Origin of the sequence: Methyloversatilis universalis FAM5 (assembly GCF_000214035.2) — a bacterium.
Taxonomy (GTDB): domain Bacteria; phylum Pseudomonadota; class Gammaproteobacteria; order Burkholderiales; family Rhodocyclaceae; genus Methyloversatilis; species Methyloversatilis universalis.
In genome coordinates this window covers 26,642-37,237 of sequence record NZ_AFHG01000032.1, presented here as the reverse complement: position 1 = coordinate 37,237, position 10,596 = coordinate 26,642, and the positions used below count along the sequence as shown (strand labels likewise).

The following is a 10,596-nucleotide window of genomic DNA, read 5'->3' as shown; positions in this document are numbered from 1 at the left end:
CGAGTAGCCGTCGATCAGATACACCTGATGGCCGGCGCCGATGAGCAACCGGACGAGCAGACGGTGGTAGGTGCCAGTCGACTCGCAGGCGAAGCGCACAGCGCCCGGGGGCAAGGTGCGCAGCCAGCCGCGGATGGCCGCGGCGGTGTTGTCAATGCGCAGTACCGGCGAGCGGCCGTGCTCGGCGATGTCCAGCCAGCGCTTGGAGACGTCGATGCCAAAGCAAGTGGATTCGGTCTGACTTGTCACGATGAGCACCTCCGGACTAAGGTTGAAGGGCTTGTCGGGATCACCGGGGCACAGGCTTGCAGGATATGGTCGGTACCGTGACGGACGCGGTCCGAAGGATTCCTCATCGGTGCTTGGGGTGAAGGCGGGACATCTCTCCCACTGTCTGTACGTGCTTGCCGTCAGATGCGGCGCTCGTCCCTCCGCCCGACAAGCGTCCACTACTACGCTTGCCGAAGGTGAACATACAAGCGGCGTCTCGCCGCGATCTGGCGGACGCTTCAGGGGTCGGCTCCGTATTCAAGGTCTCATCGCGGCGAGACGCCGCGCCCACAGAGGCAGGATCAGGCCGCCGGCATGTCGTCAGCCCGGATGAGCAGAATGTGTAGGTGGTGCCCGGAGCGGGGATCGAACCCGCACGACTTGCGTCGAGGGATTTTAAGTCCCTTGTGTCTACCAGTTTCACCATCCGGGCGGAGGCAGGAACGGCGGCGAGTATGCCACCAATGCCGGCAAGCGATGCGAGCGCACCGTCGGGCCGTAGCGACGCCGACGGCGATGCATCCGGAATCAGCTTACCCGCAGCACCGGCCGCTCGCTGCGATCGCCGACGCGGCCGACCACGGCCGCCGCATCGAAACCGTGGCGCCTGAATGCGGCGAGCACCGCGTCGAGCGACGACGGCGCGCACGACACCAGCAGGCCGCCGCTGGTCTGCGGGTCGGTCAGCAATGCACGATCTTCCGCTGCGAAGTCCTGCGGCAGCAGCACGCGCTCGCCGTAGCCGGCCCAGTTTCGGCCGGACGCGCCGGTCACGAAACTCTGCGTGGCCAGCGCCCGCACGCCCGCGTGCAGCGGCACCGACGCCCAGTCGATCAGCACGTCGCAGCCGGAACCGCGGGCAATCTCCAGACCGTGCCCGGCCAGGCCGAAGCCGGTCACGTCAGTCATCGCATGTACGCCGTCGAGGGCGGCGAGATCGGGACCGGCGACGTTGAGCTTCGTGGTGCTGGCAATCATCCGCGCATAGCCTGCGTCGTCCAGCGCGCCTTTCTTCAGCGCGGCGGACATGACGCCTACGCCGAGCGGCTTGCCCAGCACCAGCACATCACCCGGCTGAGCGTCGGCATTGCGGCGGATGCGATCCGGATGGGCGATACCGAGCGCCACCAGACCGTAGATGGCTTCGACCGAGTCGATGGTGTGGCCGCCTGCCACAACGATGCCGGCATCGCGGCACACCGCGGCCCCGCCTTCGAGGATGCGGCCTATGGTGGCGGTCGACAGCACGTTGATCGGCATGCCCACCAGGGCCAGCGCGAGGATGGGTCTGCCACCCATCGCGTAGACGTCGCTGATCGCATTGGTGGCCGCGATGCGCCCGAAATCGAAGGCGTCATCGACGATGGGCATGAAGAAATCGGTGGTGGCGATCAGCGCCTGTTCGTCGTTCAGACGATAGACCGCGGCGTCATCCGAGGTTTCGATGCCGACCATCAGTTCCGGCGGCATCGGCATGGCCGCCGTGTGCTTCAGGATGTCGGACAGCACACCGGGCGCGATCTTGCAGCCACAGCCACCGCCGTGCGACAGCGAGGTAAGCCGGGGTTCCTGCTTGGGTGCGGCTGAATCGGTCATCTTCAGAGCGGGCGTGAAAAGTGGTGCGGCGCCCGCAGGCGCCGCTTGAGGGTGCGACAGCTGCAGGCGTCGCGTGAGATCAGCCTACGCGGCCTGCGCGGCGCAGGACTTCGACCACCTGCTCCACGGTTTCATCGGCCGCTGCGGACGGCAGCGACAGCCGTTCGCCGGTCAGCGAGGCCTGGGGGGCGGCGGCATCCACCGCCAGTTCGATGCGCTCGGCCGCCGGCAGCGCGGACGCCAGTGCAGCAGGCTGGGCGGACTCGGCGTCGATCACGACGATGAGGCCGGCATCGAGCAGCAGACCGGCGACGCGCGGCAGATCCGCGGTGGCCGCGGGCAGCGTGATCGTGTGGCGGCCGATCGACATGAGCTTCTGTTCCAGCTTGTTCGCATCGATGCCGGCACCGGCCCACAGCAGCAGCGGCGACTGCTGCTTCAGCGCGGCGCGGGCTGCGCGGCTGGTGTCGGTGCGGGTCCAGCTCAGGTCGCGCGGACGGCTGCGCGCGGCGTGCAGCAGGCCGGCGCCGACCGTGTTGTTGGTCAGCCGGTCGATCAGGATGAAGCTGCCGGTATCGCGCACCGACTCATACGGATCGAAGGCGATCAGGCGATCAGTCAGCAGCGACACGCGGCCGATCTCGTTCAGCGCCAGCGCCTGCGCGGCGGTGCGCTCCAGCGTATTCACGTTCACCCGGTACTCGATCGCGTTCACCGTGGTGCCGACGGTGCGGGTGCCGCACTTCATCAGATAACTGCGGCCGGTGGCCATCGCCTCGTCGCTCATCCACACCAGCGTGGCGTCGAAGCTGTCGCCGGTCAGCGCGGGTGCGTCGGCGGCCACGATCACGTCGCCGCGCGAACAGTCGATCTCGTCGGCGAAGGTGACGGTGACCGACTGACCGGCCACCGCTTCCTGCATGTCCTGCGTCGACAGCACGATGCGCTCGACCGTGGTGTCACGGCCGGACGGCTGTACCCGCACGCGGTCGCCCGGACGCACGGTGCCGGAGGCGATCTGGCCGGAGAAGCCGCGGAAATCAAGATTGGGGCGATTCACCCACTGCACCGGCAGACGGAAAGGACGCGCCTGCAGGTCGTCCTCGATCTGCACCGTTTCCAGGTGCTCCATCAGCGTCGGACCGGCATACCACGCGGTGTTGTCGCTCTTGTCGGTGATGTTGTCGCCACGCAGTGCCGACATCGGGATGCACAGGATGTCGGTCAGACCGATCTGGGCCGCAAACGCGCGGTATTCCTTCTCGATGCGGTCGTACACGTCCTTCGAGAAACCGACCAGATCCATCTTGTTGATGGCGACCACGACGCGCTTGATGCCGATCAGCGACACCAGATAGCTGTGGCGACGGGTCTGGGTCTGCACGCCGTGACGCGCATCGACCAGGATGATGGCCAGATCGGCGGTCGAGGCGCCGGTGACCATGTTACGAGTGTACTGCTCGTGACCCGGCGTGTCGGCGACGATGAACTTGCGCCGGTCAGTCGAGAAGAAGCGGTAGGCGACGTCAATGGTGATGCCCTGTTCGCGCTCGGCGGCCAGGCCATCGACCAGCAGCGCGAAGTCGAGGTCACCGCCCTGGGTGCCCACCTTCTTCGAATCGGCTTCGAGCGCGGCCAGCTGGTCCTCGAACAGCATTTTCGATTCGTACAGCAGGCGGCCGATCAGCGTGCTCTTGCCGTCGTCGACGCTGCCACAGGTGATGAAGCGCAGCAGGCTCTTGTGCTCGTGCTGCTTCAGATAGGCCTCGATGTCCTGCGCGATGAGGTCCGAAATGTGTGCCATCAGAAATACCCTTCCTGCTTCTTCTTTTCCATCGAGCCGGCGGAATCGTGGTCGATCACGCGGCCCTGACGCTCCGACGTCGTGGTCAGCAGCATTTCCTGGATGATGTCGGTCAGCGTGGCGGCGGTCGACTCGACCGCGCCGGTCAGCGGGTAGCAGCCGAGCGTACGGAAGCGCACGCTCTTCATTTCAGGCGTTTCACCCGGACGCAGCGGCATGCGCTCGTCGTCCACCATGATGAGGGTGCCGTCGCGCCTGACCACCGGCCGCTCGGCCGCGAAGTACAGCGGCACGATAGGGATGTTCTCGAGATGGATGTACTGCCAGATGTCCAGTTCGGTCCAGTTCGAGATCGGGAACACGCGGATCGATTCGCCCGGGTGCTTGCGCGCGTTGTACAGCTTCCACAGTTCCGGACGCTGGCTCTTCGGGTCCCAGCGGTGCTGCGCGGTGCGGAAGGAAAAGATGCGCTCCTTGGCGCGCGACTTTTCCTCGTCGCGACGGGCACCGCCGAAGGCGGCATCAAACTTGTACTTGTCCAGCGCCTGCTTCAGCCCTTCGGTCTTCCACATATCGGTGTGCAGCGCCGAACCGTGGTCGAACGGATTGATGTTGCGCGCCTTGGCGTCCGGATTGATGTGCACCAGCAGGTCCATGCCGAGCTTGCGCGCCATCGCGTCGCGGAACTCGTACATCGCCTTGAACTTCCAGGTGGTGTCGACATGCAGCAGCGGGAAAGGCGGGACCGACGGATAGAAAGCCTTGGCGGCGAGGTGCAGCATGACCGCGCTGTCCTTGCCGACCGAATACAGCATGACCGGATTTTCGGCCTCGGCCACCACCTCGCGCATGATGTGGATGCTCTCGGCTTCCAGCCGTTGCAGGTGCGTCAATGTACTCATGAGTTTTTCGGGAAAGCGGAAAAAGCGGATGGCGAATGAAACCGTGCGTCAGGTCGACGGCACGTCGCCCTGCGCGAAAGGGACGAGATTTTAACGCGCGTATGCTGAGGCGGGCTCAAACTGTGTGCAATCACACAGTTTGAAGGCCCTTGCTGTGCATATCAGCACAGCAAGTACGCGGCGGAGCCTCAGGACACCCGCCAGGCCCGCAGATGACGGCGTTCCGGAAAGTTGATCACCACCGAGCGATGGCGACGATCGGCGAACAGCGCGTTGCCGGTGGACATCGCCTCGGCAACCGCCGGCGCGCTGTGCGCCAGCGACGCGCAAGCCAGATCCACCAGCTCGTTCTGCATGTCGGAGACGATGTGGAAGGAGCGGCGGGCGTTGTCCGCCATTTCCTCGAACAGCGCACCGTACAGCGCCGGCAGCTGCCACAGCGTACTCAGTGCGGCGCCTGCGCTGGTGGGCGCATCCACCCTGCCGAACGAGCCTGACAGCGCCGATGACACGGTTTCCGCCTGCAGCTTGAGCAGGCGCTCGCTGCCGTCGATCAGGATGTCCATCATGCGCGCCGGCAAGTCCCGCGTGTCTGCTACGTCGTCAGTACTCACCGCAATTCCCCTGTCCGTGGAAGGCCGTACCGTCGGGCACGACCGTATGGCGTCCATCATAGGGCCGAAGGACAGATAGCGCGAGCCCGCCGGCGCCGCATGACGTCATTACCGGAACAGGCTGATCAGATGCAGGCGCGACCGCGCATCCAGCTTGAGCATGATGGAGGACACCGCATTCTTGACCGTACCCAGCGCCAGACCGAGCTCATCGGCGATCTGCTGGTTGCTCATGCCGGCCAGTACCCGTTCGAGCACGCGGATCTGCGTGGGACTGAGCAGTTCGGTGCCTGGCCGGCAGGCCGCCATGGCGGGAGAAGGTCCGGCCACGGGCGACGCCTGCTGCAGCCAGCCGCGCACCATGTCGAGGATGCAGGCGGAGGAGGCACTTTTCGGCACGAAACCCAGCGCGCCGAGCGCCGTCGCCTGTTCCACCACCAGTGCGCCCTCGGCGGCGGAAAAGACCGCCACGCGTGCGTCCGGGAAATGGGCCAGAAAGCGACGCAGGCCCTGCAGCCCCAGGCTGTCAGGCAGCTTCAGGTCAAGCAGCACCAGATCCGGCCGGCGTGATTCGTACAGCGCCATGGCGCCGGCCAGCGTGCCGGCCTCCAGCCATTCGACGCTGGCCAGCCCCATTGCCTGCGCGCACGCGCGCAGGCCGAGACGGGTCATTTCGTGGTCGTCCACGACGAGCACGGTCGCCATCAGCGAGGGCTTCCGGATGGAAAGGACATGGGAGCGGGATGCACGGCAGACAGGACGAGCGGAGTGGCGACCGGACCCGCAGTCTGAGAGCGCCGTCTGCCCAGGTCAAGAATCCGGGCGGCACAAAAGCGGAAGCCCCTGCCGCCCCGGCTTGACCGGGACGACAGGGGCTTGGAATGAGTTGGTGGAGAGGAGGAGGATCGAACTCCCGACCTTCGCATTGCGAACGCGACGCTCTCCCAGCTGAGCTACCCCCCCAACGGCTGCGGATTATAGTGGGTCAGACCTGAGTTGTGAAGGATGACGGGAAAGGAATTCCGTTGCATCCCGGCCGGAACATCGCCCACCGATATGCGGTCGCAGTGCAGAATCCGGAGATTGATCAGGCAGCAAAATCATGCTGCGCCCCGGACAACACAGGCAACAGGACAGAGAACGTGAACAGCTCCGAACCCACCCCCGATTACACAGCAGCGAACGGACGCCGTCGTTTCATGCAGGCCGGCCTGGTGGCGCTGGCGCCGGCCTGGCTGGCCGGCTGCGTCAATACGCGCCAGTTCGAGCGCGCGGAAAGCGTTGCATCGGATGCGGTCGCCAGGCCGCAGGTCGGGGACAGCTGGTCCTACCGCGAACTGAACGGCTACAACCGCAACATCGAAGGCGAACTGCGCTACACGGTTGAACAGGCCGACGCGCTGTGGCTGTCGGTGGAACTGGAAGGCACCTCGGCCAGCGCGCTGCGCGGCGGCCAGAAGGAACTCTATGCGGCACCGTGGGCCGTCATGCGCGACACGGTCTATGACCGACAGAACACCTATAACCCGCCGCTGCCGGTGCTGCCGTCCGACCTGACGCCGGGTACGCGCGAATTCTGGCAGTCCATGGTGACCTCCGACCCGAAGGAGCGCGCGCGCCGCTGGCATGTGCAACTCGACGTGCTGGGCGAAGAGCGCATCGCGGTACCGGCGGGCGAATTCGATGCCATCCATGTGCGCCGCATCGTGCGTTTCGAACACCCGAGCTTTTTCCGGACCGATTCGGTGCGCACCGAACACCTGTGGTTCGTGCCCGAGGTGAAGCACTGGGTGAAGCGAGAATGGCGTGGCACCTACCGGCAGACGCTGCGCACCCGCCAGCCCGAATTCCGGGAAGACTGGATCGTGTGGGAGCTCACCCGCTTCAACGTCGCCTGAAGCCAGCGCCGGGGCGCCCTGCTTCGCTCAGGGCGTGATGCCGGCTCCGGCAAGAGCTCGCCCCAGCCTGTCGTTTACGGCGCCCCACTCCGCTGATTCCGGCACCGCCTCGATCACGATCATGGCGCCACCGGCGGCATCGGCCTCGCGCATCGCCGCATACAGCCCGCGCGCGTAGCCAGCCGGATCGGCCGGCAGCATGACCCAACGGTGCGGGCAGTCGGACAGCGGCGGCTGGCTGTGCGCGATCACCGCGCAGAAGCGCCCGCTGTGGCGGAAAGCATTCAGGAAGTCGCGCAGCCGGGCCGGAACGATGCGGCGCATCGCGGTCCGCGGCGCGTAGTGGGCCGCCAGCGCTCCGGATACGCGCGGAGAGCTGGCATCACCCTTCGCAACCGGCATGCGGCCGATCACCGCGGCGATCTGCTCGGCGGAGATCGCGCCCGGACGCAGGATGCGCGGCTGCTCGCCGGACAGGTCGAGAATGGTGGATTCGATCCCCACTTCGCACGGCCCTCCATCGAGCACGGTCAGCGCGTCGCCCAGCGTGTCTCGGAACTCGTCGCGCACGTGCTGTGCGGTGGTGGGGCTGATGCGGCCGAAGCGGTTGGCCGACGGCGCGGCCACACCGCCGCCGAAGGCGCGCAGCAGTTTGAGCGCAAGCGGATGTCCGGGCACCCGCAGTCCCACGGTGTCCTGACCGCCGGTCACCTCCAGCGGCACGTCGTCCTCGCGCTTCAGGATGAGGGTGAGCGGCCCGGGCCAGAAGGTCTTCGCCAGAGCGATCGCCTCGCGCGGAATGTCGCGCGCCCACTGCGTCATCTGCTCGGCATCCGGCAGATGCACGATGAGCGGATGGTCCGCCGGACGGCCCTTGGCTTCGAAGATGCGGCGCACCGCCGCCGGATTCATCGCGTCCGCGCCCAGCCCGTACACGGTTTCGGTCGGCAGCGCGACCAGCTCGCCGGCCCGCAGACGGGCTGCGGCAGCGGCGATGTCGGCGTCGGTCACGGAAGGCGCCGGTGCATCCATGCGCTTCAGTCGTCGCGGATGCCGATGGCCAGACGGGCGTCCATCGCGGTATCGATCACCGGATCGCCGCTTTCGCCCAGTACCGTGAAGTGGCCCATCTTGCGGCCTGGCCGCGCATGGTGCTTCTGGTACAGGTGCAGCTTCAGCCCCGGATGACGGAACAGCCTTGACCAGTCGGGTTCGTGTGCGTGATGCGCGTCCTGCGAATACCACAGGTCGCCCAGCAGATTCACCATCACCGCGCGCGAATGCTGCCGCGCATCCCCCAGCGGCAGGCCGCACAGGATGCGCACCTGCTGCTCGAACTGATCGGTGACACAGGCATCGATGGTGTAGTGGCCGCTGTTGTGCGGCCGCGGCGCCATTTCATTCACCATCAGACGGCCGCCGGAAATGAAGAACTCGACGCCAAGCACGCCGACATAGCCCAGTTCGGCCGCGATGCCGGACGCCATTTCGGTCGCCTCGGCGGCCAGTGCACCACTGATGCGGGCCGGCGCGATGGTCACGTCCAGAATGCCGTTGCGGTGGCTGTTCTCGGCCACCGGGAAAGGCGCGATGCGGCCGGCCGCGTCACGCGCCAGCACCACCGACACCTCGATGTCCAGCGTGAGCATCTTTTCCAGCACGCAGGCTTCGCGCTTGAAGCTCTCGAACGCCGCTTTCGCCTCGGCCACGTTGGCCACGCGCGCCTGGCCTTTGCCGTCGTAACCGAAGCGCGCCACCTTGAGTACCGCCGGGAACAGCGACGGATCGGCCGCTTCGATATCGGCCGCGCTGCGGATGGCGGCGAACGGCCCGACCGAAAAACCGCGGTCGGACAGGAAGGTCTTTTCCGCGATGCGGTTCTGGGCGATCGACACGCAGGCCGCATTGGGCCGGGTCGGGATGAACTTGGACAGATGATCCAGCGTGTCCGCCGGCACGTTCTCGAATTCGGTGGTCACCGCGGCACAGGTCTGCGCCAGGCGCTCCAGCGCCTGCATGTCGTCGTAGGCCGCACACAGGTGCTCGTCAGCGGCCTTGCCGGCCGGGCTGTTGCGGTCCGGGTCGAGCACGACCACCTTGTAGCCCATTTCATGGGCAGCGAGCACGAAGAAGCGGCCGAGCTGACCGCCGCCGAGCATGCCCAGGGTTGCGGGAGGAAGAATCATCTGCGATGGCTCCGAGAACGCCGGCTCATCTCATTGTGGCCGCGGATGAACGCGGATGGGGCGGATGAACGCGGATCAAAACCTGAAAAGCGGACCGTAGGCCCGGGGACGCCGGACAGCGTTCACCCCTCGAGCTTCATGTCCAAGACGGTCTGGGTCTGCCTGCAGCGGAAAGCTTCGAGCGCCTCTGCCAGCGCTGCATCTTCACCTGCCAGCAGCGCGACTGCAAACAGGCCGGCATTGGCCGCGCCGGCCTCGCCGATGGCAAAGGTGGCGACCGGAATGCCCTTGGGCATCTGCACGATGGACAGCAGCGAATCCATGCCGTTGAGCGCACGCGACTGCACCGGCACGCCCAGCACCGGTACCGTGGTCTTGGCTGCCAGCATGCCCGGCAGGTGGGCCGCACCGCCGGCACCGGCGATGATGGCCTTGAGACCGCGGCCACGCGCATTTTCCGCGTACGAGAACAGCAGATCCGGCGTGCGATGGGCCGACACGACGCGCGCTTCGAAGGGCACGCCGAACTGTTCCAGCATGGCGCAGGCGCCGCGCATGGTGTCCCAGTCGGAATTCGATCCCATCACGACGCCGACCAGCGGTGCACGTGCAGTGTCTTGAGCGCTCATTGCAGGTTTCCTTCGCCAGCCGTTACGGCCCGGAAAAAGGCGCGGATTCTACACCGCTGCGCAAGTGATTTGATCGATATGGGAAAAATGGCGCGTAAAAGGCCGGCGCATCCGCTTTTCCTGCAACAGCGAGGCGGCCGCCCCGAGCGGCACCCCCCTGCGCCCGGGCGACCGGGCGCAGGGTCCATATCCAGACAGCCCGCGCGATGCCTTAACGCGCCTTTCGGCGTCCGATGGTCGCCACTCCGGACGGGCGCGACACCTGCGCTTCATCTTTTCCAGACCGTTCGCGTCTTTCCAAGGCGCCCGATGTGGCAGCGCGGAGCAGTTTCTGGAACGAAGGACACTCACTGTGCCGCGGCGCAGGACAGACGGCCGCGTGGCGCAGCCCTTCGATCATCGATTCCAGCCGTTTCACCAGCCGTTCAAGTTCGTCAGCCTTGGCCGCGATCATGTTCCGGTCAAGAGCGACGCTGCCGTCCGGCGTGAACATGAGGCGGATCTCGTCCAGCGAAAAGCCGGCCGCCTGCCCCAGCGCGATCAAGGCCAGATGATCCAGCACCGTCGGCGCGAAACGCCTGCGGGTGCCGGTGTCCGTCAGAGAGCGGATCAGTCCGCGACGCTCGTAGTAGCGCAGCGCCGAAGCCGATACGCCGGAACGTTTCACGACTTCGGAAATATCCATGGCCGGGCTTGA

General features: G+C 66.3%; 10 protein-coding genes, 2 tRNA genes and 1 pseudogene. 1 reads left to right on the top strand and 12 read right to left on the bottom strand.

Translation table 11 applies throughout. From position 1 onward, the window contains the following. The 8 genes and pseudogenes from METUNV1_RS05080 to METUNV1_RS05045 form a co-directional block, all read right to left on the bottom strand. Positions 1–258: pseudogene (locus METUNV1_RS05080) on the bottom strand (IS110 family RNA-guided transposase); the annotation flags it as partial. 360 nt (positions 259–618) lie between these two features. After that, a tRNA-Leu gene (locus tag METUNV1_RS05075) sits at positions 619–703 on the bottom strand. Positions 704–798: 95 nt separating this feature from the next. After that, positions 799–1,866: a selenide, water dikinase SelD gene (gene selD, locus METUNV1_RS05070; RefSeq protein ID WP_008059526.1), complete on the bottom strand. Its 1,068-nt coding sequence runs from the start codon at positions 1,864–1,866 to the stop codon at positions 799–801. 79 nt (positions 1,867–1,945) lie between these two features. After that, positions 1,946–3,670 carry a sulfate adenylyltransferase subunit CysN gene (gene cysN / locus METUNV1_RS05065; protein ID WP_008059523.1) on the bottom strand — a complete coding sequence of 575 codons (1,725 nt, stop codon included), beginning with the start codon at positions 3,668–3,670 and terminating at the stop codon, positions 1,946–1,948. Next, positions 3,670–4,572, bottom strand: a complete 903-nt coding sequence (gene cysD, locus METUNV1_RS05060; RefSeq protein ID WP_043359116.1) for a sulfate adenylyltransferase subunit CysD — start codon at positions 4,570–4,572, stop codon at positions 3,670–3,672. The genes cysN and cysD overlap by 1 nt, the downstream gene beginning before the upstream one ends. Positions 4,573–4,760: 188 nt before the next feature. After that, a complete protein-coding gene (locus tag METUNV1_RS05055) occupies positions 4,761–5,186 on the bottom strand; it encodes a phasin family protein (RefSeq protein ID WP_232416255.1) in 426 nt (141 codons plus the stop codon). 108 nt (positions 5,187–5,294) lie between these two features. Beyond that, positions 5,295–5,891 (bottom strand): response regulator transcription factor, encoded by a 597-nt coding sequence (locus METUNV1_RS05050; protein ID WP_008059509.1) that lies wholly within the window; start codon positions 5,889–5,891, stop codon positions 5,295–5,297. 182 nt (positions 5,892–6,073) lie between these two features. Next, positions 6,074–6,149, bottom strand: a tRNA-Ala gene (locus METUNV1_RS05045). Positions 6,150–6,328: 179 nt separating this feature from the next. Between METUNV1_RS05045 and METUNV1_RS05040 the strand changes: the two genes are divergently transcribed. After that, the gene (locus tag METUNV1_RS05040; protein ID WP_232416256.1) at positions 6,329–7,084 is read left to right on the top strand and encodes a DUF3108 domain-containing protein; all 756 of its coding nucleotides are present in this window, start codon (positions 6,329–6,331) and stop codon (positions 7,082–7,084) included. Between the two features lie 27 nt (positions 7,085–7,111). Here METUNV1_RS05040 and METUNV1_RS05035 read toward each other — a convergent pair whose 3' ends face one another. The 4 genes from METUNV1_RS05035 to METUNV1_RS05020 all read right to left on the bottom strand — a co-directional run bounded on the left by METUNV1_RS05035 (position 7,112) and on the right by METUNV1_RS05020 (position 10,584). Further along, the gene (locus METUNV1_RS05035; RefSeq protein WP_232416257.1) at positions 7,112–8,095 is read right to left on the bottom strand and encodes an L-threonylcarbamoyladenylate synthase; all 984 of its coding nucleotides are present in this window, start codon (positions 8,093–8,095) and stop codon (positions 7,112–7,114) included. Between the two features lie 26 nt (positions 8,096–8,121). Continuing rightward, positions 8,122–9,270 (bottom strand): 5-(carboxyamino)imidazole ribonucleotide synthase, encoded by a 1,149-nt coding sequence (locus tag METUNV1_RS05030; protein ID WP_043359114.1) that lies wholly within the window; start codon positions 9,268–9,270, stop codon positions 8,122–8,124. Positions 9,271–9,392: 122 nt separating this feature from the next. Continuing rightward, positions 9,393–9,899 carry a 5-(carboxyamino)imidazole ribonucleotide mutase gene (gene purE / locus METUNV1_RS05025; RefSeq protein WP_008059504.1) on the bottom strand — a complete coding sequence of 169 codons (507 nt, stop codon included), beginning with the start codon at positions 9,897–9,899 and terminating at the stop codon, positions 9,393–9,395. A 211-nt stretch (positions 9,900–10,110) separates the two neighbouring features. Then, on the bottom strand, positions 10,111–10,584 hold the full coding sequence (locus METUNV1_RS05020; RefSeq protein WP_008059503.1) for a helix-turn-helix domain-containing protein: 474 nt from the start codon (positions 10,582–10,584) through the stop codon (positions 10,111–10,113). Between the last annotated feature and the right edge of the window lie 12 nt (positions 10,585–10,596).

Coding starts and splice junctions, on each gene's coding strand:
- selD (WP_008059526.1), bottom strand. CDS start 1,866: ATGACCGATTCAGCCGCACCCAAGCAGGAACCCCGGCTTACCTCGCTG.
- cysN (WP_008059523.1), bottom strand. CDS start 3,670: ATGGCACACATTTCGGACCTCATCGCGCAGGACATCGAGGCCTATCTG.
- cysD (WP_043359116.1), bottom strand. CDS start 4,572: ATGAGTACATTGACGCACCTGCAACGGCTGGAAGCCGAGAGCATCCAC.
- METUNV1_RS05050 (WP_008059509.1), bottom strand. CDS start 5,891: ATGGCGACCGTGCTCGTCGTGGACGACCACGAAATGACCCGTCTCGGC.
- METUNV1_RS05030 (WP_043359114.1), bottom strand. CDS start 9,270: ATGATTCTTCCTCCCGCAACCCTGGGCATGCTCGGCGGCGGTCAGCTC.
- purE (WP_008059504.1), bottom strand. CDS start 9,899: ATGAGCGCTCAAGACACTGCACGTGCACCGCTGGTCGGCGTCGTGATG.
- METUNV1_RS05020 (WP_008059503.1), bottom strand. CDS start 10,584: ATGGATATTTCCGAAGTCGTGAAACGTTCCGGCGTATCGGCTTCGGCG.